Annotated in this window: 25 protein-coding genes; 7 read left to right on the plus strand and 18 right to left on the minus strand. The window is 61.8% G+C overall.

Annotated features, from left to right (window positions below; all coding sequences use genetic code 11):
• The first annotated feature begins 232 nt into the window (after nucleotides 1–232).
• From ACFO5X_RS19360 to ACFO5X_RS19375, 4 genes are all read left to right on the plus strand, one after another.
• A complete protein-coding gene (locus tag ACFO5X_RS19360; protein ID WP_380720014.1) occupies nucleotides 233–439 on the plus strand; it encodes a hypothetical protein in 207 nt (68 codons plus the stop codon).
• Nucleotides 440–1,001: 562 nt separating this feature from the next.
• Nucleotides 1,002–1,595, plus strand: a complete 594-nt coding sequence (locus ACFO5X_RS19365; RefSeq protein ID WP_380720132.1) for a helix-turn-helix domain-containing protein — start codon at nucleotides 1,002–1,004, stop codon at nucleotides 1,593–1,595.
• The gene (locus ACFO5X_RS19370) at nucleotides 1,582–3,909 is read left to right on the plus strand and encodes a relaxase/mobilization nuclease domain-containing protein (RefSeq protein WP_380720016.1); all 2,328 of its coding nucleotides are present in this window, start codon (nucleotides 1,582–1,584) and stop codon (nucleotides 3,907–3,909) included. The genes ACFO5X_RS19365 and ACFO5X_RS19370 overlap by 14 nt, the downstream gene beginning before the upstream one ends.
• Nucleotides 3,909–5,933, plus strand: coding sequence for a type IV secretory system conjugative DNA transfer family protein (locus ACFO5X_RS19375; RefSeq protein ID WP_380720018.1), 2,025 nt, complete (start codon nucleotides 3,909–3,911; stop codon nucleotides 5,931–5,933). The genes ACFO5X_RS19370 and ACFO5X_RS19375 overlap by 1 nt, the downstream gene beginning before the upstream one ends.
• Nucleotides 5,934–6,174: 241 nt before the next feature.
• Here the strand turns inward: ACFO5X_RS19375 and ACFO5X_RS19380 are convergent, their stop codons facing one another.
• Genes ACFO5X_RS19380 through ACFO5X_RS19405 form a run of 6 tightly spaced genes read right to left on the minus strand, consistent with a single transcriptional unit; the run spans nucleotide 6,175 to nucleotide 10,490 of the window.
• Nucleotides 6,175–6,393, minus strand: coding sequence for a GrpB family protein (locus ACFO5X_RS19380; RefSeq protein ID WP_380720134.1), 219 nt, complete (start codon nucleotides 6,391–6,393; stop codon nucleotides 6,175–6,177).
• Between the two features lie 40 nt (nucleotides 6,394–6,433).
• On the minus strand, nucleotides 6,434–6,994 hold the full coding sequence (locus ACFO5X_RS19385) for a 3'-5' exonuclease (RefSeq protein WP_380720020.1): 561 nt from the start codon (nucleotides 6,992–6,994) through the stop codon (nucleotides 6,434–6,436).
• Nucleotides 6,991–8,157 (minus strand): hypothetical protein, encoded by a 1,167-nt coding sequence (locus ACFO5X_RS19390; RefSeq protein ID WP_380720026.1) that lies wholly within the window; start codon nucleotides 8,155–8,157, stop codon nucleotides 6,991–6,993. The genes ACFO5X_RS19385 and ACFO5X_RS19390 overlap by 4 nt, the downstream gene beginning before the upstream one ends.
• On the minus strand, nucleotides 8,157–9,053 hold the full coding sequence (locus ACFO5X_RS19395) for an AAA family ATPase (protein WP_380720028.1): 897 nt from the start codon (nucleotides 9,051–9,053) through the stop codon (nucleotides 8,157–8,159). The genes ACFO5X_RS19390 and ACFO5X_RS19395 overlap by 1 nt, the downstream gene beginning before the upstream one ends.
• On the minus strand, nucleotides 9,050–9,544 hold the full coding sequence (locus tag ACFO5X_RS19400) for an HORMA-1 domain-containing protein (RefSeq protein ID WP_380720030.1): 495 nt from the start codon (nucleotides 9,542–9,544) through the stop codon (nucleotides 9,050–9,052). The genes ACFO5X_RS19395 and ACFO5X_RS19400 overlap by 4 nt, the downstream gene beginning before the upstream one ends.
• A gap of 1 nt (nucleotide 9,545) precedes the next feature.
• Nucleotides 9,546–10,490 (minus strand): CBASS oligonucleotide cyclase, encoded by a 945-nt coding sequence (locus ACFO5X_RS19405; RefSeq protein ID WP_380720032.1) that lies wholly within the window; start codon nucleotides 10,488–10,490, stop codon nucleotides 9,546–9,548.
• A 199-nt stretch (nucleotides 10,491–10,689) separates the two neighbouring features.
• On the opposite strand from ACFO5X_RS19405, the gene ACFO5X_RS19410 reads away from it, so the two are divergent.
• From ACFO5X_RS19410 to ACFO5X_RS26305, 3 genes are read left to right on the plus strand one after another with little or no spacing between them, the layout of a single operon-like run.
• Nucleotides 10,690–11,754, plus strand: coding sequence for a helix-turn-helix domain-containing protein (locus tag ACFO5X_RS19410; RefSeq protein ID WP_380720035.1), 1,065 nt, complete (start codon nucleotides 10,690–10,692; stop codon nucleotides 11,752–11,754).
• Between the two features lie 3 nt (nucleotides 11,755–11,757).
• Nucleotides 11,758–11,910: a PIN domain-containing protein gene (locus ACFO5X_RS19415; protein WP_380720038.1), complete on the plus strand. Its 153-nt coding sequence runs from the start codon at nucleotides 11,758–11,760 to the stop codon at nucleotides 11,908–11,910.
• 36 nt (nucleotides 11,911–11,946) lie between these two features.
• Complete coding sequence (locus ACFO5X_RS26305; protein ID WP_465269469.1) at nucleotides 11,947–12,258, plus strand: PIN domain-containing protein; 312 nt, start codon at nucleotides 11,947–11,949, stop codon at nucleotides 12,256–12,258.
• Between the two features lie 204 nt (nucleotides 12,259–12,462).
• Here the strand turns inward: ACFO5X_RS26305 and ACFO5X_RS19425 are convergent, their stop codons facing one another.
• The 12 genes from ACFO5X_RS19425 to ACFO5X_RS19480 are packed head-to-tail and all read right to left on the minus strand — an operon-like array spanning nucleotide 12,463 to nucleotide 22,642.
• Entirely contained in the window at nucleotides 12,463–13,542 is a 1,080-nt protein-coding gene (locus tag ACFO5X_RS19425) for a TrbL/VirB6 family protein (RefSeq protein WP_380720043.1), read from the minus strand.
• A gap of 6 nt (nucleotides 13,543–13,548) precedes the next feature.
• The gene (locus ACFO5X_RS19430) at nucleotides 13,549–13,953 is read right to left on the minus strand and encodes a hypothetical protein (protein WP_380720045.1); all 405 of its coding nucleotides are present in this window, start codon (nucleotides 13,951–13,953) and stop codon (nucleotides 13,549–13,551) included.
• Entirely contained in the window at nucleotides 13,950–14,141 is a 192-nt protein-coding gene (locus ACFO5X_RS19435; RefSeq protein WP_380720047.1) for a hypothetical protein, read from the minus strand. Before ACFO5X_RS19435 ends, ACFO5X_RS19430 begins: the two co-directional genes overlap by 4 nt.
• Nucleotides 14,138–15,127, minus strand: a complete 990-nt coding sequence (locus ACFO5X_RS19440; RefSeq protein ID WP_380720049.1) for an ATPase, T2SS/T4P/T4SS family — start codon at nucleotides 15,125–15,127, stop codon at nucleotides 14,138–14,140. The genes ACFO5X_RS19435 and ACFO5X_RS19440 overlap by 4 nt, the downstream gene beginning before the upstream one ends.
• A 1-nt stretch (nucleotide 15,128) precedes the next feature.
• Entirely contained in the window at nucleotides 15,129–16,517 is a 1,389-nt protein-coding gene (locus ACFO5X_RS19445; protein WP_380720052.1) for a TrbI/VirB10 family protein, read from the minus strand.
• Nucleotides 16,517–17,209 carry a TrbG/VirB9 family P-type conjugative transfer protein gene (locus ACFO5X_RS19450; protein WP_380720055.1) on the minus strand — a complete coding sequence of 231 codons (693 nt, stop codon included), beginning with the start codon at nucleotides 17,207–17,209 and terminating at the stop codon, nucleotides 16,517–16,519. Before ACFO5X_RS19450 ends, ACFO5X_RS19445 begins: the two co-directional genes overlap by 1 nt.
• Nucleotides 17,210–17,211: 2 nt before the next feature.
• On the minus strand, nucleotides 17,212–17,865 hold the full coding sequence (locus ACFO5X_RS19455) for a VirB8 family type IV secretion system protein (RefSeq protein ID WP_380720057.1): 654 nt from the start codon (nucleotides 17,863–17,865) through the stop codon (nucleotides 17,212–17,214).
• A gap of 10 nt (nucleotides 17,866–17,875) precedes the next feature.
• The gene (locus ACFO5X_RS19460; RefSeq protein ID WP_380720059.1) at nucleotides 17,876–18,703 is read right to left on the minus strand and encodes a type IV secretion system protein; all 828 of its coding nucleotides are present in this window, start codon (nucleotides 18,701–18,703) and stop codon (nucleotides 17,876–17,878) included.
• Nucleotides 18,703–19,845 (minus strand): lytic transglycosylase domain-containing protein, encoded by a 1,143-nt coding sequence (locus tag ACFO5X_RS19465; RefSeq protein WP_380720136.1) that lies wholly within the window; start codon nucleotides 19,843–19,845, stop codon nucleotides 18,703–18,705. Before ACFO5X_RS19465 ends, ACFO5X_RS19460 begins: the two co-directional genes overlap by 1 nt.
• 1 nt (nucleotide 19,846) lies before the next feature.
• Nucleotides 19,847–20,014: a hypothetical protein gene (locus ACFO5X_RS19470; RefSeq protein WP_380720061.1), complete on the minus strand. Its 168-nt coding sequence runs from the start codon at nucleotides 20,012–20,014 to the stop codon at nucleotides 19,847–19,849.
• Nucleotides 20,011–22,374 (minus strand): VirB4 family type IV secretion/conjugal transfer ATPase, encoded by a 2,364-nt coding sequence (locus tag ACFO5X_RS19475; protein WP_380720063.1) that lies wholly within the window; start codon nucleotides 22,372–22,374, stop codon nucleotides 20,011–20,013. The genes ACFO5X_RS19470 and ACFO5X_RS19475 overlap by 4 nt, the downstream gene beginning before the upstream one ends.
• A complete protein-coding gene (locus tag ACFO5X_RS19480) occupies nucleotides 22,364–22,642 on the minus strand; it encodes a VirB3 family type IV secretion system protein (RefSeq protein WP_380720065.1) in 279 nt (92 codons plus the stop codon). Before ACFO5X_RS19480 ends, ACFO5X_RS19475 begins: the two co-directional genes overlap by 11 nt.
• Nucleotide 22,643: the final 1 nt, after the last annotated feature.

Genomic DNA, 22,643 nt, shown 5'->3' on the forward strand with positions numbered 1-22,643 from the left:
GACATGAACAAGGCCAGTAGCGCCTGCGTGATGGCAGCGGTCATTTGGGTCTCTCCTCCTTGCTCATTGATGTGGATCGCACGGGGTCGGGCCGGCCGTTCCCTCCGCTCACGCTCCGGCAAGCACAAATACGGCTTCCACGCGCAAGCGCGCGGACCCTCCGAATTTGCACTTGCGGCCGGCCCTTGTCCCCCGTGCCGGTCGATCCCCATCGCAAAAAGGAGAGACCCAAATGACCAATCACTACGTCGCCACCGTTCCCGTCAAGTTCACCGACAGCGAAGGTGAGGTGCGCACCCGCTTCCAACGCGTCGGCGCGATGTTCCGCAACACCCGCAACGGAGATGGCTCGGAGTTCTTCAGCCTCAAGCTCGACTTCCCCGTCGCAGTCCAGGAGTTGGTGATGTTCCCGCCGAGCTCGAAGGAACCGCAGGAATGATCCTCTCACGAGGATGGGCCGCCCACGGGCGGCCCTTTCCCCGGTCCGGGGAAGGCTGCGCCGGGTCTGGAGACCCCGGCCTTCGACCGGTGTCCCCGGGAAGGTGTCAGGACCGCGTGCGGTCCTGACGGGGGATAGGAGAGATTGCCTGAAACAGGTCTGCCGGCCAGCCTCAAGGGGGCCATCCGGAATAACAGTCGGGCTGCGCCCGCCGGTTTTTTCGGCAGAGATTTGGCGCGCCAAATCTGGCCACCCTTGACCCTGTCCGTCAGCCCTGTCGGTGAGGTCATGCGCCGCCCCTCGCTTCCGTCCGAACACATGCGTGTTCGGCCAGACCCTCGGGCGCGGGCAGGCGAGAAGGCGGCTGGGTTGCGGTTGGAGATGGTTCGGTTCCTTCGGCCCTTCGGGCCGGTTCTCGCACCTGCGGTGCTCTGCCTGAAGCGGAATTCAAGGTCGCCTGGAGGCTCAATCCAATAATATAGCATTGACCTATATATATAGTTTCGTAAGATGGTGGCGACCTTGAATGAAGGTGGCAGGAAATAGGGGGGCTTTCTTCCGAATGACCCGGGCCAGGAGACTGACAGAAGCACAGCGTGCGGAGATCGTCCGTGAGGCCGCAGACGGAGTCGGGACGTCAGAATTGGCGGAGCGGTTCGGAGTGACGGCACGTGCCGTGCGCTACACGTTGAAGGCCGACGCAGATCGGCAATGCGATGCGGCCATGGCGACGGCCGCGGTAACGGTGAAGCTGACGCCAGATGAGCTTGCCGCTCTCGATGAGGTCCTTGCGTCGGCCGGCATCGGGAACCGCACGGAAGGGGTCAGGCGGCTGATCCAGGCGGCGGGGGGAACCTTTGTTCCGGACGCCGTGCTGGCGGGTGAGCTGGCGCGCTACCGGGCCTCCCTGCACGAGGTTGGCAACGGCGTCGTGCAGATCGCCAAACAGATGACCAAAGCCAACCGGGCAGTACGGTCAGGGGATGATGGCGCTATCGCCGAGTTGTCCGAACTGCGCCTTGCCCAGATGCGCGGGTTGGCGCGGTTCATTCTTGATTCCGCTGATGAGATCGACCTGCTTTTACGCCGCCGTCGGGGTTCTATGCAGCTTTCGGCGACGGCCGCATTGAGGGAGTTCGCCCATGCGGCTGAATGATGCCGTCCATGATGTCACCGGAGAGATTTTCCGGGATGGCTGGAGTCGGATCCGCGGCTCGATGCAGGGCCTGCAGGCCGGTCGGCAGAAGCAACTCGTGCGGGCAGCCGCAGGGCATCGTGCGGCTGTCTTCAAGGCGATCCGAGGAGGGGGCACGCATACGAAATCGCAGCTGATGAACCAGCTCGAATACCTGACCACCAAGTCTTCCCATATCGTCGACTCGAGTGGCTTCCTGGACGGGAAAACGAAGCTCGAGGCGCGCGAGATCAAGGACCTGACAGACCGCTTCGCCAAGCGCTGGAGTGCGGGGTTCAAGCCCAAGCTCGGACAGACGACGCATTTGCTCATGTCCTATCCGATCGGTACACGGGGCCAGGATGTGCGCGATATTACCGCCACTGTCGCGGAGAGGTTCTTCCAGTCCGAAGAGGGGCATTTCGACTACATCATCGCGGTGCATGAGGACCGAGATCACCCCCACGCCCATATAGTATTGAATCGCAGATCGCAGGAGGGAGAGTTCTTCTTTCTCGGCCGCGACCACCGGTTTAACTACGACGATTTCCGCCTCGCCATGGTCGAGGAGGCGGAGAGGTTCGGCGTGCGCCTGGAGGCCACGAGGCGCCTGGATCGCGGCGTTGTCGACTATCCGCCGCGGACCCGCGAGGTCTATTCGGCGAAGGACGAGGGGCGGGCCGCGGAACCGCGGCCACGGGTCGGGGCCGATCTCGACCGAGCCCTCGCAGAAATAGCCAACACGCGGATCGTCTATCACTCGCTCGCCGCGGAGGCCTCCTCCGACAATCGCGAGGACATCGCCAATGCGCTCTTCCGTGCCGGAGAGCTTCTGGCGAAGGGCGGCAAACTCACTCTGGAAGGGGGCGTCTACATGGCAGAGGACCAATCGTTCGAAGACTTGCGAAACCGCTACGGCGAGCAGGTCGAGCGCGTTCAGGACATGATCGCCCAGAAGCCGGAGGCGGAGCGACCGCGCCTCGAGCGCAGTCTCAATGAAATCCAGTCGCGGCTGGCGCATATGCAGCCGCTCGGGCGCAGATCCATGACGCTTACCGAGAAGCCCTCGGATGGCGGGGTCTATTCTGAGACCAATATCGATGCGGCCCGGCTCGACCGGTTGCGCGACCCCGAGGTGCGGGCGCAGGTCGACACCGCGCTGCGCGGAACCGGCATCAGTTCGTCCGTCGTCGTCGCGCGGATGGAGACCGGCGCGCAGAACGCGGCACTCGAGCGGCAATGGATCGCCGACGATCTGGCGAGAGTGGCCGAGAGGGACGGTCTCAACCTCGAGCGCCGCGCGGATCTGGAGACGGCGCGCGAGACCCTCAACCGGGCCCATGTCCAGCTCGGCGTCGCACTGGAGCGGGCAGGGGTCCTGCGCGAAGACGGTGTCGTGGAAGATCGCACCGTCATGGAGAGGGTCCATTATCATCGGGACGCCACTGAGGACATGGAACGCGCGATCCGCCAGGACATGCGCGCGGAAGGCCTGACCGGAGACCAGATCGAGGCCCGGGAGTGGGAGATCGCCTCTCGGGCGGAGCGGCGTATCGAGGAGGAGCAACGGAGCTATCTTGATGCGCATCCCGAACTGCTCGCGCGCCCGGGCGACGTGATCGACCGGTCTGAACCCTACCGGGAGCGGATCACCGACGAGGCCCGCGCGCGCGAGATCGCCCGCGAGGTCGACCGGATCATGGACGGGCGAGATACGAGGACGCCCGTCGCGGACGCCGTCACGGAAGAGTTCCGCCACCGCTATCCCGATATGCCGTCGCATCTCGCCCGCGGGCTTGGCGCGACCTATGCGGCCGTCACCGAGCTGCGCGACACCGAAGCCATCGACCAGGTCCGCCGCGAACACGAGTTGCGGGAGGTTGCGCTCGACCTGCGCGACGGGCGGCTTTCGGGCGAGCGCGAGGGGGAAGCCGTCGAGGGCGCGCCGATTGCCGATCCGGAAATTCGGCGGGTCGTCGACCATGAACGGGCCGGCAATCTGCATTCGCCGTTCCAGGATGACGGTCAACGTCTGAGCTACCGTGACGCGGTCGAGCGCGAGCTGGACGCGGCGCAGATCGACCGGCTGCGGGACGGGGACGCGGATGTGTTGAGGACCCAAATCGAGGATCGCCTCGACCGGCTTTATGCCGCCAAGACCTACCTGCAGTCTGACGCGGCCACCGCCAACAGCGAGGCGACCCGCGCCGTGGTCGAGGAGATTGCCGATCGCGAATACGAGCTCCACCGCGCCGGTCATGTTGATGGCGAGAGCGAGCGCGGAGAGATCCACTGATGGGAGGGTTCGGAAAAGGCCGTCTGGCCATCGGCGTCGCGTTGGTCACGCTCATTGCCGTCGCCATCGGCTATGTCATCGCCTCGGCCGTGATCACCTTCCGCAATCTGGGCTTCCGGGCGGAGATCGACTTCTTCTATGTCGCGCAGAACTACCGGGCGATCGGTGCCACCCGTCCCGACGACTTTCGTCTGATCAACCTGATCATGGGCGGGGCAGGGGTGGCTGGCCTCCTGATGAGCCTGGCGATGTCCGGCTCGGCGCTCACCCGCTTCGGCTACACCCATTGGCAGACCCGCCGGGAGATGAAGCGGAACGGCTTCTTCGGCGAACCGGGCACCGGCTTTGTCATTGGCAAGCTGGGCAAGCCCGGATCGCGTGCACCGTTCCTCTGCTCCAGGACCTTCCCCCACGCGCTGATCGTGGCGCCGACGGGACGCGGCAAGACCACCGGCTTTGTCATTCCGAACCTGCTGACTTGGCAAGGCTCGGCGGTTGTGCTGGATGTGAAGGGAGAATGCTTCGAGGCTTCTGCACGTCATCGCGCGGCGCAAGGCGACGAGGTGTTCCGGTTTGCGCCGACGGATTGGGAGGGAATGCGGACGCATCGCTACAATCCGTTGCTGCGCATCTATGAGCTAGAAGACCCGGCGCGCCAGCAGATGGAACTGCAGCTCCTCGCGACCCTCTTCCTGCAGAATGACAACGACCGGGTGCAGGGACTCCTGAAGGGCGGGATCGATCTCTTCGTGGCGGCCGGGCTCCTGGCCTTCCAGCGCCGCCGGCCGACGCTCGGCGAAATTTACCGCATTGCCGCCTCGGGGGGGCAGAAGCAGAAAGAGTATCTCGCGCGCTCCCACGAAGCCCGCAACGCGGCGGCCCGGCTGATATTCACGCGGCTCGCTTCGACCAACAACGACACGTTGACGTCGTATGTTTCGCTCCTGATGACCTCGGGTCTCGACCAATGGCAGAACCCGGCAATCGATGATGCCACGGCGCTATCGGATTTCGACTTCCGGACGATCCGCAAGAAGCCGTTCAGCGTCTACCTTGTCGTCCAACCCCTCATGGTGAAACCACTCGCACCGCTGATCCGGCTGTTCTTCTCGGATTTGCTTGCCGCGCTTCAGGACAAGGAGCCGGGTCCGGACGAGCCCTGGCCGGTGATGATCATGCTCGACGAGTTCAACCGCCTCGGAAAGATGCCCATCGTTGCCGAGAGCATCGAGGTTCTGCGAGCCTATCGCGGGCACCTGGCGGTGGTCACCCAGACCATCCCGGCCATCGACGAAATCTACGGCGAGAATACGCGGCGGGCTCTGCAAGGGAACGCCGGGATCAAGCTCTACCTGACGCCCTCGGACGAAAAGACCGTCGAGGAACTGAGCAAGGCGGTGGGCAAAACCACCAAGACGGTCGTCACGCGCTCGCGCGTCGTGGGGAAGAACCCGTTTGAAGGCCGCAGTCAATCAGAGAGAACCGAGGAGGTGTCGCTCCTGCCGGAGGACGAGGCGCGCCGCCTGCCGCTCGATGAGATTGTTGTCGTTGTGGATGCGCAGATGCCGGTTCGGGCGAAACGGGTGGTGTATTTCGAGGACCCGTTCTTCAAGGGCATCCATGCCGCGCAGGAGGGGGAGTTGCCCTTCCCGAAGGGGCCGGTCCCTCCGATGGGGGAATTGCCTCTGAGTGTCCGGGCGATGCCGACGGCGCCGAGAGGGTCGGGCCTCTCGGAACGCGATTTCGAGGCCAGGATGGATATTACCGAACTCGGTGGAAACGTCCCCGTCAACCCTATTCCAACGAACGCGATTCGGCGTGTCCGCGCCTCGGTCTTGGCGGGCGATCAGAGACAGCTCGAGATGGATTTGAGCGGTCCGGTGGAACTACTGAACGTGAACCGGTCCGACGATGACGTCGAACAGATTGAGCGGGCACTCGGTGATCTAGAGCGATTGGAAGGGGAAATGACAGGATCGGCGGAAGCTGCTGGAGAGGCTGGCGAGAAACTCGAGGCCGGTTAAGCCATTGGTCTACTTGAGTGTAGAGTATGGCGGAGGAAAGCCCAAAATGACCCAGACGCACAGAGCCAATGTTGCACCTGCAGCGAGTGGAACTCCGTCGCAATCAGCCCATAGCCGCCATTCGAAAGGGTGCCGTGCTGCGTTGCGGCATTCACCAGACCGGCAGTTCGATACCCGGCGCAGCATTTTTGCCGGCCGGGCGGCAGCGACGCGGACTTAGCGGACCCCTGCCGAAGTTCTGTTATCCCGATGCTTGGCTCTTATTGTAAAGCCCGTCTAAGAACGGAGCCTTAGCTTCCAGATATTCCGCAATGCCCGTTCTGTTTTCCATTTCGAGGCGCAGTTTGAGCTCTGCGTATGCCTGGCGGTCAGAAGGGCTTTCTCGCAAGTGGTCGCGTATTCCCACCATTCTGCTTATCTGTGAGTGGCTCGAGCCTTGGCCATCTATTTCAAAAGGCATGACGGCTATATTCGCCAAAGCGAACTCGAGATCGCAGAAATTACTCTTCCGCCCTTGGAAGGATAAGAGACCAAATCAATCGTATGATCTCTGCTTGGTAACGGGCGTCGCTCAAGGCGTCGTGCGTTCCAGAAAGCGCGGGCTTCAGGTGTTCAGAAATTAAGCTGGAACGGGTATTGCGCCATGAGCAACCAGTCGCTCCCATGTACAGTGCCTTGATGTCCAACGCTGTGAACCCGAACGGGTTTTTACCCGCAAAGCGATGGAAATAGTAGTTCACGAAAGACCAGTCAAATGGCGCATTAAACCCCACGAAAACAAGCGTGTCGTTGGGACGAGCCAGAGTCGCCAACCAATCCGAGAACGCTTTCATCGCCACTTCAGGATCGCTTCCCCGATTGTGCAGGTCTCTCATCGAAAGCCCAGTCACTTCCAGCGCCTTCGGATCAAAATTATCGTTTATCGGCTTGAGTTCACAGCTGAAACCGTTGTCCGGGTCGAACACAGGGCAGGCCCCGATCGACAGCAAGCTGTATTCGCCGGGTATCGGCCCCGCTGTCTCCACATCGACCGAAACAAATATTTCACGCGGGCTGCTCATGAGATCAGAGGCTCCGCGGGAACGAGGGTCGGACGGTTACGGATCGCGTTCCAATGCTCGCGGAACGCCCGCCGGCGGTCATCGGCGCTGCCGTTCGCTTTCCAGTGATGACCGGCGAATGTCGTGATGTCGAACGGCAGGTTTGTACCCTCTCGCGCTGTGACCATGGTCGACAGACCGCGTCCCAACGCATAACCCAGTTCGAGAAAGCAGTTTGGCCGGGCACCAGTGATGTCGGCAAGGACAACACTGCTACGATGGAGCTTGGCGAATATTTCCTGATCGATCCGCGCATGGTCATAGGTCTGCCCTCCGTCGATAACGATCAGACGGTAGCCAAGCTCATCTTCGAGCACCGGCTTTGCCACCACGTCGAAGAAATCCTGCACGCTCGCGTAATCTTCATGGTCTGGGTTCAACAAGCGCACGGCGAAGGCCTTGGGGCGGTCAAGAGATTCGAGCAGATCAATCACGGCAGAAACCCGATCGGGAATGCTCTGCCGTTTCGGAAACCCGATGCGGTTGATCCAGTCATGCGCATCTCCGTCATCGGCAATCTGGAACAGGCGGCGCGTCTGGGCACTGGCGAGGCCAAAGGCGTAAAGCCGGCGCGCGCCCTTCGTTTCGGCGCCAGTCGGAAGGTTCAGGGGGACGATCGGCTTGCCGGCATCGTGATAGAGGTTCGCGAGATACAGAACCCCTTCATCGCCTCCGAGTGCAATCAGCACATCGCCGAAACGCGCCTGCGCCTCCATGCGCTTGCTGTTCATGTTCCAATAGGCGGCGTTCTCGATCTTGATCAGTTGCGAAGCACGAAGCTCGTCCCAAAGGTCGAGATACTCGTCGGGAATCTGCTCCTCGGTCTTGTGGTGTTGCACGGCGACGATGAACGGCCCCTGCACGTTCTGGGGGCGGTGGATGAGATTGTCTTTCACCGTCTTCCATACCAGCCAGTCGAAACACACAGGCAGCCCATCAACGTTGCGCTTGGGCTCGGCGTCGACGGGAATGACGAAGTTGACACCACGCTTGACCAGTTCCTTGACCAGCAGGGCAACCAGTTCGCGCGCCGCCTCAACGTCGGCCGTTGGCGCGACCGCCAGATCGTTCACGACGCTGCCGGAAATGTGGATGCGGCGGCCGAACAGAGGAGACCGAGCCATTACTTGTCCTCCATGATTGGAGACGCATGAAGGGTCGACGCCACCGCCGTCAGGTCCGCGAAGCTTAAGGGGCGGTCGGGATAGGCCTTGGCGAGGGCTGCAGGATAGAGACGTGTCCGAATATCCGAGTATGTCCAGGCCGGATGACGATCCCGCGCGCCGGTCAGCCGCGTCAATTCGGCAAGTTGAGGCTGAGCGAGCCCGAGACCGGAAAGGTCCATCTGGAAAAGCTGCTGGCGCTCGGCATCGCTGGGGCGGGCAAACGTCTCGATAATGGCAGCACGCCGGCGCAGGGCGGGATCGAGTACCGACAGGCGGTTGGTGCAGAGGATCACCACAATCCGCCCGCCATACTGCCTGAGATCGTCGATACCCTGGATCAGGGTGTTCACCGCCACCTTGTCCTCATGATGGCTATGATCCTGCGCGCGGGACGCCGCCAGGCTGTCGCCTTCGTCGATGATCAGGATCGCGCGCCGGCTTTTGCCGGCCGACTGCGTGACTTTGCGGAAGGCTTCGGCGATCAGGGTGCCCATTTCGCCGACCATGCCGTTGCCGCGCACCCGGTTCGACAGCTTGAACAGCATCGAATCCGAACTGCGCGCCTCGGCGACCAGACGATTGGCGATGCATTCGGCCATCGCCGTCTTACCGGTTCCGACGTCGCCGTGGAAAATCACAAAAGGATATTGCTCGGCGACCAGGTCGCACAGCGCGAGCTTGCCGCCGTGGTGTTTCCTGTTCCATTCGCCGAGTGCGCCGACGTTCAGCAAGAGACGAAGCTGGTCGTGAACACGGATGTAGCGTTGATCGAAGCCGAGCAGGCTCCTTTCACGCTTGGCCAGCGTATCGTTCGGGAGCGCCATCTCGCTGTCAAAAATGCTGGGCTGGCTCATGCGGCCCAGTCCCTTCTCTGCATCCCGTAGGTGCTGCTGACATAATTGCGGCCTCCAGACGAGCTGAGGCTGGAGTGGCTGGTGTCGGCGTAAGATGTGGTCCAGCCGATCTTGAGCTTGCTCCTCATCGCCTCTCGGGCCGCGTTCGTGTACGCCTTGGTGTAGCTGATCACGATCCGCAGCTCAGCGCCGGCGACGCGCGGCCACAGTACACCGCCGGGACGGCTGGTGCTCAGCGTTCCTGCGTCGGTATCGACATCGAAGCGAGCGGCTTTTAGTTCGATGCCATGCTGCAACAGAGTCACGTCCACCCACGCGAGGTAGCCCGCCTTGGCAAGCACTTCGACATCATGGGCGTAATCGGCAGCCTGCTGAGGCGTCCATGCCCCGGTGCTGTCGGCGATCATGGCCAAATCTGCCTTCACGCGCCGAACGACGTTTTCGATATCGGTTGTCGTATAGGTGGCCGAAGCCGTTCTCGTCTGGCTCATGTCAGTCCTCCACCTTGAAGCCCGGCCCGAAGACCTCTTTCCAGACCGCATCATCGTCTTCGACCGATGCGAAGTTCATCGTCTCCCAGGCTTCCTGCGCCGCTGCGACGATCTCCTGGCGCTCGGCCTCGGAAATCCGGCTGGTGACGTTGTTGAAGCTGTAAACCGGATCAAGGATCACGACCGCGTCGGAGAACGAGCCGAGAGGAAGCGTGTTCTCGGGGAAGCTGATCTGATCTTTTAGGCCGGATTGCGCGATGTAGAGCAGGAAGTTGCGGAAACGCTGTTCAATGCTGCCCTCCTTGCCCTGTGTGGCGAGCACATGCGCCATGATCAGCTCGATGGCGAAGGGCTTGAGCGGCTTGATCTCCGCATAATTGCGCCATTTCTTTGCCATCCGAACCAGCGTGCGGAAATCGCCGTCCTGGTTCTTACGGTCACGAACGAACTGAATCTGGCAGGGCGCGCAGGTCTGGATTTTCGAGCCGTCGTGGATATCGAACTGCCAGCCATAGCCCGGACGGTCCTCGTCCTCGATCACCGGAACGATGTCGACACTCAGGCCTGTCCCTACGAAGGTCACCTTGGCAGCTTTACGTTGAATTTCAAAATCTTCGACTGATTTGTTTGGGTAAATCTGGATCAGCAGATCATGGATCGTCGTGCTGAGGCTGTCGAGCGTCTCCTTGCTCGCGTCGCGGCCGGAAATGTAGAATACCACATCGACATCAACGGGATCGTGGGTCGTCTTGCGCAGGATCGTGAACTTGGCGAAGGAGCCAGCCTTTACAACCTTGGTGATCTTGATCTCGGTCTTGTCCTTGACGCTGATGCGCAATGCTTCGATCAAGCGATCTACTTGGGCGTGGTAGTCTTTGCGCTTGTCTGCAGGCAGGCGAAGTACATTGCTATCGTAGTAGCGGAGCTCGGTGTTGGTAAGCGCCATGGTCTTCTCCATTTAGTCTGTCACTGTTCGCCGCGACCAGAAGCCCCTCTACATCGGCTCAGCTCGGTTTACAAAAACGTCCTCATCGCCGGACGCAAGGCCAAGATGGCGGCCGATTTACGCAATTTCAAGAGGTATCAGTTTACAAAAACTCCAATACATAGTATCTATGTAAACCGATTACCGCAAGGAGGCAGCCATGATCGGAAGAAAGCTCAAGGTCGCACGTTCCGCGTCGGGTCTTTCGCTCCGCGCGCTCGCGGATGCGATGGGCGGGATTGTCTCCGCCCAAGCCATTGGGAAGTATGAGCGAAACGAGGATATGCCTAGTTCGCGTGTCCTGATCGCGCTCGCCAAGGCGCTCCACGTCTCCGAGGAGTACCTCTTGAGCGAGGACGAGCTTTCGCTCGAAGGCGTGGATTTCCGCAAGAAGGTGGGAACGTCGTCCAAGGAGGAAGCCGCGCTGGAGGCGCGTGCCGTTCATCTGCTCGAGCGCTATCTGGCCGTGGAGGACTTACTCCATATGCGAAGCGTCGAATGGGAGCAGCCGCGCAGTGCCCCCCACCCGGTCGCCGATGTCCGCGACGCGGAAGATGCCGCCCGCTCCGTTCGCGAGGATTGGGGCCTCGGAAACGACCCAATACCTCAACTTGCTGAGCTTCTGGAGGAGCGCGGGATCAAGGTGCTCTCGCTCGACCTCGATAGTGTCGATGGCCTCGCCGCCAAGGTGCGGCGCAAGGAGCGCGATGCCGCCCGTGTCATCGTCATCAAGCGGAGCACGTGGTCCGAACGCAAAAGGTTCAACCTGGCACATGAACTCGGCCACATGATCATCGCACCTTCAGGTGGGGTCGATGAGGAGAAGGCTGCACACCGGTTCGCCGGTGCCTTCCTGATGCCGGCCGACGTCCTGCGTGCGGAAATCGGTGCTCATCGGTCATCGATCAGCATTGGAGAACTGGTCGCCCTGAAAAAACGCTTCGGCGTGAGCATTCAGGCTCTCGCTTACCGCTGCAAGGATCTTGGCATTATTAGTCAGCCGGCATGTGCGCGGCTGTTCAAGATATTTGCCGAGCGCGGATGGCGCGCGGCGCCCTATGAGGAACCGGAGAGCTTGGCCCCTGATGTGGAGGAGCCGCGGCGTTTCGAGAGGCTTTGCTACCGCGCGCTCGCTGAAGGTGTCATTGGAGAATCTCGCGCCGCCGAACTTCTCGGCATTTCCGTGCGGGAACTCGACAAGCGACTGGATCAGGTGGCGGTTTGACCTGTGCCCATTCTCGTTTCGGATACATCGGTCCTGATTGACCTCGAAAGGGCGACCCTGCTTGAGGAGATGTTCCTTCTGCCGTTCGAGTTTGCCGTGCCTGACCTGCTCTATGACAGGGAACTTGCCGGTGAACTCGGCGACAGGCTGATCTAACTTGGCTTGCGGATAGAGGAGCTCACACCTGTCGAGTTGCGGCGCGCGACCGCCGTAAACCGCCAGCATAGGCGGCTCTCGGTTCCCGATACCTTCGCGTTTGCCATCGCTGAGTCGCGGGAATGGGGGTTATTGACTGGTGACGGCACGCTCCGCGAACTGGCTATCGCCGAGCAAATCGACATGCACGGTGTCATCTGGCTGTTCGATCAACTCGCCGACGGAAATCATGTAGCCTTCGATCGCTTGCATCGGGGCCTGAGCGACCTATTCGCTCATCCAAGGTGCCGACTGCCCGCAAATGAAGTTCGAAGACGTCTAATGCGGTTCGAAATGCAGTGCGACTGATAAAGGCATTCTTGGCCGAAGTTCTGAAACTCGCTGTCGGAACGCCTAAACCGGTCATTCGGGACGACCGCAGCGAATTCACACTTTCCGCCCATTCTTACCAATCGCCTTCGCAGGCGCGGCGCGCTTTGGGCAATTGCAAGGAGTGAATGGCTTTCTTTCTGCTCGCGCAACGTGTCGAGGAGTTCTAGAAATGTCCCAGACCTATCGTCGTCCCAGCCTGCTCAGCCGTGCCAGTTGCGCAAGCATACGGGCGCCGGTGCCGGATGAGTTGCCGGAACGTGCTGCCGGCGCGCCGCCCGCGGCGTTCGGGCGGGTCGGGAGCGCCTGGACGCCAAAAAACTGCCGCGCCCGAAGCGCGGCATACTCGGCGCCGGTCGCGCCTCCGATGGCATATCGGTTGTAAAGCTGCTGACTTCCTGCCAAGCCCCGGGCGAAAGCATAGCTCCCGCCAAAGCCCGCCGAAAGCGCCGGCATCATGATGTTTCCGGAGACCGACCGGACGATGAAGGGCGTGGCGATGATGAACCCCTTGGCCATGAGCACCATCATGAAGAAGGGCAGGAGGGCGCCGATGTTCGAAGCCCCCTCCGGGTCACCGAGTTCGGCGAGCAGCGCGCGCGAGACCCCGGTGATCGTCGCGAAGACGCCGGCGATGACGATGGGGTAGATCGCGAAGGAGATCAGGGCAGAAAGCCAGCGCGCGAAATAATCCTTGGTCACCTCGAAGAGCGTGAGGAAGATCATCACCGGCGCGATCCCGATCAGAAGCGTGATCATGAGCCTGGACGCGACGACGATGAAGGCTGCCAGCCCTCCGAGGATCGAGAGCAGGAGAACGCCGAGCGTGTCGAGAAGCGCGCCGGCCATCCAGTTGAGTTCGGACCCAGCGGCGTTCAGGTAATCCCCGAGCGCCGCAATGAGCTGATCGAACTCCTCGGCAAAGGTCCCCGACGGTCCGGGCGTGCCGCCGCCGACCGACGCGACCAGCGATCCTGCAATACTGTCGATCCCGCTCAGGATGGCCGATGCGAGGGCGTTGAACTGGACCCAGTTGGTCGCGAATACTCCGATCAGGCCGATTTTCACGGCGAGCCAGAAGGCGGTCCGGCCATCCATGGATCGGTACTGGTAGATCATGTTGAGACAGACGAGGATGACCACGAGCGTCGTTCCGAGAACCAGCAACGTACCGACCGTGGCGGCCACCGCGCCGAACTGGGTCTCGGCCGCCGAGTCCAGATAGCCTTCGGCCGTTTTCACGAAATACGTGACGACGCTCATGACCCGCTACCAGTTGCCGGCCGCTTCGCAAATCGGCATGGCCTGCTTCCGGAGTTCGTTTGCCTGTAGTCGGAAGTGTGACGTCGCCTCGACCACGCCCCAATAGTCCGCCGTGGAATACCGCTCAAAGTAGACCGCTTCTGCGGCCTCCCAGGACGGATACCGGGTGGCGCATGCGCAGCTCTGCGCGTCGACGATGCGTCCCATGCTCTGAAACCGGTAGATTTGCTGGACCAGGAGCCGCTTGTAGGCGTCGCGCGCCTCGGTGTTTCGCATCCACTCCGGCTCGGACGGCTGTTCAGGGCAGACATCGGGTTGATTGTCGAGCGTCGGGACCAGGTTGCGCTCGGCCGTTGCTATGGTGCCCGACAAAAGAAGGAATGAGCAGACGATAGCGGTCGCGCGTGTCATGTCGCCGCCTCCGTCGGCCGGTCCGCGACCTCACGCTTGAGGAATGCGGTATAGCCATAGTCGCCCGCCTCGGCGGAGATCACCTCCCAGCCTTCGGCGCCCCGTTCGTTCAGTGCGCGCCGCATCTCTTCATAGTCCTTCTGCTTCTTCACCTTGCAGAACAGGATGTCGTACTCAAACCGCTTCATGCCTTTTTCCTTTCCTGCAATTCTGTTCCGGGAAGATAGAATTCGGTGATGCCGCGGACGCCGTCCTCGCGGCCGGCCTGTATGATCACGTCGATTGAGCTCTCGATGTACTGGACCATGTCCTGGTAGGTCATGGGGATCTCTGTTTTGAGCGCGGCGATGGCGAGACGCTGGACGGCGAGTTGCGGGGTCTCGGCGTGGAGCGTTGTCATCGAGCCGCCATGGCCGGTGTTGATCGCCTCGAGGAAGGTCATGGCCTCCTTGCCGCGCACTTCGCCAAGGATGATGCGGTCGGGTCGCATGCGGAGCGTCGCGGTCAGGAGCACATCGGCGGATTGGAACTCCGCGTCCCGATTGGCGATCAGGGTGACGGCATTGGGTTGGGCGGGCAGCAGTTCGGCCGCCTCTTCGATGGTGACAATCCGCTCCTCGTCCGGAACGTAGGAAAGGATCTTGCGCGCCGCTACGGTCTTTCCGGTCGACGTGCCACCGGAGACGATCATGTTGAGCTTGTTCGCGACGCAGAAACGGACGGCCTCGGAGATATCACCGGCCGTCACGACCTCGCGCAAGGCACGGTTTTTCTCCTGGCGCAGCTCTTCGAGCTTGCGTTCCTCGCCGTAGAGGAAGCGGAGCTCGACCCGATCGAGCGGCAGGCTCGAGAAGAAGCGCAGCGAAATCGACATGCCTGAAAGGACGGCGGGCGGGGTCACGACCTGGGCACGGATGGGCCTGTTTCGATAGGTGATCGAGACCGAGACGATGGGCTTGTCCTTGCTCATCGCCGTATTTGCGGAGGAGGCGATCTGGTTGCCCAGGTCACGCACCTCGGTGATCGAGAGGCGCTGGTCCAATCCCCGCATGAAGTGATCGCCCTGGAATTCTCCCCAGCAGGTGCCATCCGGATTGATGCAGATCTCGATTACGTCGTCGCGGGCGGCGTCCGGAAGCTTGTCGAGCGAAGTCTGCAGATAGGACAGGGTCACCTCAGAAGATCTCCAGATCGCGGTCGACCATGACTGTGACGCGGGCGCCTTGGTCGACATAGATGACGGGGCCGATGGAGAGGTATTCGCCGATCACGGAATCGGTGGCATCCGCCAGGTCGTCGCCAACGTCTTCGAGCACGTCTGCCGCGGTTTCATCTTCGACCTGAGACGCCGCCGCGCTTGGCGCAGCCGAGATGATGGAAATCAGCGCGGCGGAGCCGAAGCGTTCATCGAAACGGGTATCGACGAAGCCGGTGACACCGGAACGACCCAACTCGTCTCCTCCCAAAGAACTGATCTGAACGGTCTGGTTGTTTGGCAGGATGATCCGATCCCAGGCGATGGTCACACGCTTCTGTGCGATCTCGATCCCGGAACGATACCGCCCTATGAGGCGCGAACCGCGTGGGATCAAAAGCCGCGCGCCGTCATAGCTGAAAACATCTTCGGAGATGATGGCGCGTGTCTGACCGGGGAGCGAGCTGTCGAGCGCGGTCTCCATCACGGCCTGGATCATCGTGCCCTGGATGACGGTGTTCGAGGGGTTGGCGATCACCTCGGCTTGCGTGACCGTGCTCGGTAGCGCACCGTTCAGAACGAAATCCGTCTCCTCGCCAAATCTGCGTTCTGTGAGGGCGGTTTCACCCGCGTTGGCACCGCCGTTGCCGCCGAAGGCAACAACCGGTGATGCGATCCGCCGTTCCTGAAACGCATGTTCCTCCTCGGCCCGCCGTTGCAGATCCGCCAGGCGCCGCGCCTCTTCCTCACTCCGGAGCCGTTCTTCTTCTCTGGCGCGGAGTTCTTCGTCAGTGGGGCCGAGAGGGGCGGGCACCGGTTTGTTGACTTCGAGCAGTGCAAGGTCCAGATCCATCCGCATTTGCTGGAGTTCGCGGTCTCGCGCGACGAGCTCCTCTTGAAATAGCTTCTGGGCGTTCTCCGACGCCGCCTGCAATGTCGCGATCTGGGCGGTAAGCGCCTCGATCGCCTCGGCCGCGGCGCTGTCACCTTCGACGACAGGTTCCGGGGCGATTTTCAGTTCCTCGATCTGCGCCTGCAGCGCCTCGATTTGTGCGAGGAGCTCGGCATTAGGCTTGGCCGGTTCAGGTTCTACGAGGACGATTTCCGGTTCGGGGGCAGGGGGCGGGACAAACGGCTCGATCTCTCCGAACCCGTCACCTTCGGTTTGGAACTCGTCGGGGGTCGCCGTCGGCAGAGCGATCTCTTCTTTGCTGCCTGAAAACAGATAGAGCACCGCCCCGCCGGCAAGAATAAGTCCCATCATCAGAAGGGCGAGGAGGGGGGATCGTCGCTTCGTGCCGTGGTGCCGGCTGCTTCGCTCGAGGGCGGCCAGACGCTTTTCGAGATCGGGGTTTGGAGTGTCGCTCATTAAGTGCCTCCCTGAGGCGGTGTTGCCTTGATGCAGACAACCTCCTCTCCCAGCCGCAGCACCCATTGGCTGCCCACGCCGGAAACGCGGATCACGCCATCCTCGACGGCACCGGTGTTCACAGTGCGCTCCCGGCCACCTGTGTAGCGGAAGATGGCCGGAACCGGGGCGTTTCTGGGAAAGGCGAAGTAGGTGAATGTGCCGTCGTCCCAGATCCGGGTCGGGGTGAATTCGGTCCGCGCGCTGGCTCCATAATTGGTGTTCGGGGCGGCGAGTGCGATGGCGTTTGTCGGCCGCCGGGTGTCTTGCGGATACCGGAACTGGACCACATAGAAGGTTGGGCTCGAGGCTTCACCTACGCTGAAATAATAGCTCCGCCGATTGGTGTATACAGTGACATTGGTGCGAACGCCGCGGGCGACAGGTTTGATCGCGAAGGCGCGCCCGCCAGGCACACCATCGATCTCGAACCCTTCGGTGTCACCGGCGATGATCGAGCGGATGCTCTCGCCCTCTCCGAACTCGATGGTCGTGACATGGGTAAGCGAGACGCTGAGGCGGTAGACCTGGCTCTCCTGGTAGGTGGCGATCCGGACGCGGCTGTCATTCGGGCCGCCACGCGGGATGGCTTCAGCAAACGCGAGGGCAGGGACCGAGGCAAGACACACAACAAAGGGGACCAGGGCGCGCAAACTCAGTTCTCCAATCTGTCGGAACGGACTGCGTATTCGACCACGGTGAATCCGAACGGGTTGGTCCAGACCTGGTCGATGGACCGGCTCTCTTCGGGGCGGAATTCGAAGAGCAGCGTGGCGGTGAACAGCCCCGCCTGAACGCCTTGGATCGAGGTCAGGCGTTTGCGGATTCGAACAGTGGCCCGATTGGTCCCGATCCGGTTGATGCTGAGGATCTCGACGTCGAGCCTGGCGTTCGGCCCGTAGATGTTCGGGGGATAGTCCGCGTTCGCCGAGTTCCAGACCTGGCGCAACGAGGTTTCGGCCGCACGATCCGACCGCCGCAGGACGCTGCGGATGCGCACGTCGTTGTCGAGCTGGTTATACACCTCCCGGTCGGTCACATAGCGGAAAACCTCTGCCTCTATGATCGCGCGGTTCTCCGTGACGGTGGTGGCGCCGACAGAAGCTTCGGGCAGGGCGAACCCGGTCTCAGGATCGTAGGGAACAACGACAGGTGGCGGATCGACATCAAGGATGGCAACGGCCGCCGCACTCAAGCAGCCCACGACGCCGAAGATCAGGCCGAACAGCCCAAGGCGCTGCCAGAGCCGTTCGCGTCTCAACGCGCCGTAGACCAGTTCCTCCTCGATGATGGCGGTTTCTTCGTCCAACGCTCCGGCCTCATTCCGCATTCAATTCCGGGAGGGTGAACTCCATGAACCGCTGTTCCTCGGCGATGGTGGCGGCATCGATGACCCCACCGGTTCCGTCTCCCACAGTCTGGATCGCTTCGAGCTGCCACATCGCAACGAGCGCGATGGCAAGTTCCGCCGTCACGCGTGTGTTCAGATCGACGCTCTCCTTCAGCTCATCCATGTCGTCGATGAGGCCGACGAGACGATCCACGCGTTTAAGGGACTGCCCGGCATCCTCATAACTGTTCTGGGCCGCGGCCGAGACCAGCGCGCCGGTCGTGGCTTGTGTTGCCACCCGCTCGGCACCGGCGTTGCCGCTCCGTGCCATTTCCGAGAGCGTGCCCTCGTCAAAGCCGAGATCGGCCAGAACCCGGTCCATCTGGGTCTCGATCTTGCTGGCACCGGAACCCTTGAGACCTGAGAAATCTCCTGTCTTGATCGCCTCGATGGTTGCGATGATGTCGCCGAATTCCTGATCGAGGAGATCGTTCAGCTCGTCTTCCATCTGGGTTCGGATGATCTCGGGAAGTTCGGCGAGGCGCGTCAGCGCCTCATAGGTCCGTTTCAGTTCGGCGAGTTGATCCGTGAGCGTGGCAAGCTGGTCGCGAAGTTGGGTCAGCTGCTCGTTCTGCAGGATCTCGTCCTCAATCATCTGCCGGAGCTGCTGGATGTTCTGGGCGATATTCTGCGTGTCGACGACCGGAACGCCCTGGGCGGCTGCCGGGGAGATGGCCACGGCCGGCAGGTTGAGCGCGAGGGTGCCGGAAAGAGCCAGCGCGCGGAGTGGCGCTGTCGTGACAAATCTGCGGGGCATCAATCCAGATCCTCCAATGTGAACTCCATGAACTCGTTCTCGGCCAGACGTGCCGCCGCCTGCGCCAGTTGGGCAGCGCTATGTGGCTGGGTCCGTGCGGCCTTCAGGCGAATACGCGCGGCCACGAGGCGGACCAGTTCGGCGCGGGCATAGGTGTTGAGCGCCATGCTTTCCTGGATGTCCTGGGTCGTGCCGATCCGCGTCACAATGTCCTGGACGCGCAGCGCCGCCTTCTGGATCGCCGCGGGCGAATTGCTCCCATAGTACGCCGCGCCATGTCCGGCGAGCGAGAGCTGCGCATTGGCGAGCAGTGCCGGATCGATCGTGCCGAGCGCTTCGATCCCGCCGATCCGTGCGAGGTAGAGGTTGTAACGTTCGGGGATGACCGTGACGTAGTGCCGGGTCTCCTTGAAGGGTGGCACGCCGCCATACTCGAAAACCCGGCCCGGACCAGCATTGTAGGCTGCGAGCGCATTGATGATATTGCCATCGAAGGTGTTGAGCTGGGCTGCGAGGTAGCGCGCACCACCTGTGACCTGCAGATAGGGACTGTCATAGTATTCGGGGTTGATCCCGAGATCGCTCGCGGTGCCCGGCATGATCTGGGTCAGTCCGAAAGCCCCGGCGGGAGATCGTGCGCCGATGGAAAACCGGCTCTCCTGCCAGATCAGCGCCTGCAGGAGCGCTCGCCATTGCACGACGGAGAGACCGGCCCGCCCGACCCCGGACAGGTCCGCGGTTTCCTGGGCGACCCGGATGATCAACTGCTCGATTGTCTCTGCGGCATCGCCGAACATTCCCGCTCCGCCGGGGTTCGGATCGATGTCTCCAGTGCCGTAAACCGCCGCGATGGACCGGTCCGGATCGCCACTGCCGCTCTCAAGGTCTGCGACCATGCTCGACAGGCCCTGCCCGCCGATACTTGTCTGCGCGTCGAGAATGGCGCGGAGTACCGCGAGCTGTTCCCGTTCGATCTCGGTCAAGAGCTCCTTCACGGCAAGTTTCTCACGCTGGACGGCGAGGTCGGCATCCCGGTCACCGGTTTCGATGATGTCGCGCGCCGTCAGCCCGGAATCGTTGGCGGGTACGCCTTGGGCGAGCGCGGGTACCGGCAGAAGGGCAGCCAGGAGGATATGAGCGATCCTAGGTATCAACGCCGTCTTCCGCGTTTCCGAGGGGCGTGAAGACGCAAACCGGCTCGACCTCTTCGAGGGATGCACGGAAGGCGAAGCAATTGGCCTGAGGCTCGCGGTATTCCGCGCAGGATGCCAGGGCGCCGAATGCGGAAAATAGTAAGAGGATGCGGATCAAGGGAGCCTCCAGAAATCGGGTCGGATGCGGTAGTCAGCGCCGACGAGGGCTTCGCCTTTCTCCATGCCGCCCAGGATGGTAAGCAGAGGGCCGAGTGCTGAGAGGTCGGCGTCGACCACCACCGATCCACTGTCGTCGCGGATGAGAGCGAGGCGGCTGTTGCTGCCAGTATTCAGGAGCACGTCGAGTTCCTTCTCGAAGAGGTTCAGCATCGCGTAGTCCGAGGCATGCGCGCGGATGTTCGGAAGCAGGATCTGCGTCGGCACCGCCTCGATAATGGTCTTGCCAGTCCGTGTGCGTTCGAGCTGGCTCGCGTATTGCGTCATCATCACCGCGACGGTGTTCTGTTTGCGTGCGGTCACCAGCCAGTTCGAAAGCCGTTCGGCAAAGTATGCGTTGTCGAGCGCCTTCCAGGCCTCGTCGATGACGATGATCGTCGGGTGCCGGTCTTCGATCTCGCGCTCGATCCGGCGAAAGAGATAGGAGAGGACCGCCATGCGCTCCTTCTCGCTTTCGCTGTCGAGAATGCCGGTCAGGTCGAAGCCAACAACGTCGCCTTCGAGCGAGAAGGTGTCCTCGAGGCTTTGACCGAAGATCCAGCCGTAGCGACCATCTTCCGTCCATTCGAGGAGGCGTTGGTGCAGATCGCCACTGTCATCGGTGGAGACGAAGAGCGAAGCGAAGTCCTTCCAGTTCCGCAAGGCCGGATCGGTCGCGGTGGCGTTCTGGCGAACCACTTCCTGAATCCGGTTTGTCTGCACAGGGGTGAGGGGCTTGTCAGCCCGGTAGAGGAGCGAAGCGAGCCAGTCCGAGAGCCAAGCCGTGCCGCGTTCGTCAATCTCGCTCCAGAGTGGGTTCAGACCGGTCGCCTGCCCAGCTTTGATCGAAGCATAGCGACCGCCATTGGCTCGGACGGCCATCTCCATGCCGAGCCTGTAGTCGAAGACGAATATGCGCGCGCCAACCCGTCGGGCCTGGGTCATCAGGAAGGCCGAGAGCACAGATTTTCCTGAACCGGGCCGCCCGAGGATCAGCGTATGACCGCTGGTGGGTTCTTTTTCTGGCGAGCCATGCTCGTGGTAGGAGAACCGGTAGGCGCTCTGTTCCGGGGTTGGAAAGAGCGTGATTTCCTGGGCCCAGGGCAGCTGATGCTTTTCCTTGCCGAGTTGCGTTCGATGCAGCGCCGCGAAATCCGCGAAGTTGCGGTTGGTGACGGCACTGGCGCGCACCCGTTTGGGCTGGTTTCCCGGATGCTGGCTGAAATAATGCGACTTCGCCGCCATCCGCTCACCGATCATCTTCACACCCTCGGCCGCGGCGGCGTTCACGATCTCGGCCCCAAGGGTCTGCAGCTCCTCGAGGCTGTCGCAGAAGACGGTCACCACCATGTGGTGCTCGCCGAAGCTCTGCCGCTTGGCCTCGAGATCGTCATGGGCGATGTCGAGCGCTTCGAGAAGCGAGAGCGCGGCATCCTGAGAAGACTGCATCTGGCGCTTCTGCCGCTTGATCCTGCCCGCCATCAGGTGCGAATTGATCGGTGTGAAAGAATGGGTGACGATCATGTCGACTGGCAGGTTCAGCATGTCGAACATGGTGCAGGTCGTGGCCTCGGAATATTCGCCGATGGTGAAGCTCTTGCCGAAGCGGTGGCCGACGACGCCATTGGACAGCTCGAAATGATCTTCGAGGAACGTCACGCGGGTGTTGGCGACATTGTAGGAGAGGAACCCGTAGCGACCTGCAGGATAGAGCGGCAGTTCGCGACCTGTGTTCAGAGCACCGAGGAAACCGATGAGTTCGCCTGAGGCTGCGGAAAGCTTGCGAGGCTTGAGTTCGGCGAGGCCGGAGGTGAAGACCCCGGCCGCTTCCTTGAGGCGCCGGATGCGCTTGGCGGTTTCTTCCTTGAAACGTTCTGGCGCGCTTCGATTCACAAAGCCCAGAAAACTCCTTGGTGGCGGGCGGTGGATGATGGTCAGCGTCAGGGTCTTGTCACGAAGACCTGCGGATCCCAACTTTGCCCGCCAGGTCTCATCCACCGCCGCCGCGAAGCCGTCACCCCGTACCGGGAGCAGATCCGGGGTGATCGACTTCGACACCTTGTGCACATAGTAGCTGAACTCGGGACCCAGCTGCGCGATGATCCGGGCGAAGAGCGCGGTCACCTTGTCGAGATAGGCATCGTCGGTCGTGTAACTGTTCACGCCGCTCAGCCGGATGCACTGGAAAAGCTCATTTACCCGCGTCCGGACGGTGTTATCATCGACGAGGCTGACATAGGGCAGCATATGCGCCAGGCGTTTCTCCCGAGTATGCCAGTCCGGCAAGAGGGTACGCGCATCCAGTGTCTCGTCACGGGGCATAGCTGTCACCCCCATGGATGGCGCGGTTCCGTGTTGGCGGCGTTTCCTGCAGCGCTGTCGTCATCACGTCGATGAAACGCGGGTCCCAGTCCGCCGCCTTCCAAAGCAAGGGGTAGAGCACCGCCGCTATCCCGAGCACGGCAATATGTTGTACCCAGACGAACAGCAGCACTGAGCCGAAGAGCCAGACCATGGCATACATGATCGGCAGGCCGAGGAGCTTCGGCGGGCGCACGAGACCCAGGAAGAGGGGCGAACGTTCAGCCACG

The organism is Seohaeicola nanhaiensis (assembly GCF_042654245.1).
Taxonomy (GTDB): Bacteria; Pseudomonadota; Alphaproteobacteria; order Rhodobacterales; family Rhodobacteraceae; genus Seohaeicola_A; species Seohaeicola_A nanhaiensis.